Annotated in this window: 1 protein-coding gene; it reads left to right on the top strand. The window is 58.6% G+C overall.

Translation table 11 applies throughout. The features are described from left to right. Positions 1–978: cellulose synthase subunit BcsC-related outer membrane protein (locus A7Z29_RS23040; protein ID WP_105290907.1), on the top strand; the 978-nt coding region annotated here is incomplete at its 5' end.

Raw genomic sequence — 978 nt, 5'->3', positions numbered from 1 at the left:
GTCGGCAGTTTTTCCGCCGACGCTGAGGGTAAATGGGATAACAACTGGGGCACCTGTACGTTGCAGGACTGTAGCGGTAACCGCAGCCAGTCGGATTCCGGCGCCAGCGTGGCGGTCGGCTGGCGAAATGACGTCTGGAGCTGGGATATCGGCACCACACCGATGGGCTTCAACGTGGTGGATGTGGTCGGTGGCATCAGTTACAGCGACGATATCGGGCCGCTTGGTTACACCGTTAACGCCCATCGTCGCCCCATCTCCAGTTCGTTACTGGCCTTTGGCGGGCAGAAAGACTCTCCGGGCAATACCGGGAAAAAATGGGGCGGTGTGCGTGCCGATGGCGTGGGGCTGAGTCTGAGCTACGATAAAGGTGAAGCGAACGGCGTCTGGGCATCCCTTAGCGGCGACCAGTTAACCGGCAAAAATGTCGAAGATAACTGGCGCGTGCGCTGGATGACGGGCTATTACTATAAGGTCATCAACCAGAATAATCGCCGCGTCACTGTCGGCCTGAACAATATGATCTGGCATTACGACAAAGACCTGAGTGGGTACTCACTCGGTCAGGGCGGTTACTACAGCCCGCAGGAATACCTGTCGTTTGCCATACCGGTGATGTGGCGTGAGCGGACGGAAAACTGGTCGTGGGAGCTGGGCGCGTCTGGCTCGTGGTCGCATTCGCGCACCAAAACCATGCCGCGTTATCCGCTGATGAACCTGATCCCGACGGACTGGAAAGAGGATGCCGCCAGCCAGACCAACGACGGCGGCAGCAGTCAGGGCTTTGGCTACACGGCGCGGGCGTTACTTGAGCGTCGGGTCACGTCCAACTGGTTTGTCGGTACGGCAATTGATATCCAGCAGGCGAAAGATTATGCGCCAAGCCATTTCCTGCTCTACGTGCGGTATTCCGCCGCCGGATGGCAGGGCGACATGGATTTACCGCCGCAGCCGCTGATACCTTACGCCGACTGGTAA

The sequence above is a fragment of the Escherichia sp. MOD1-EC6842 genome (assembly GCF_002965705.1).
Taxonomy (GTDB): Bacteria; Pseudomonadota; Gammaproteobacteria; order Enterobacterales; family Enterobacteriaceae; genus Escherichia; species Escherichia ruysiae.
The sequence above is the reverse complement of the archived record's forward strand: the minus strand, read 5'-3'. Positions and strand labels throughout refer to the sequence as shown.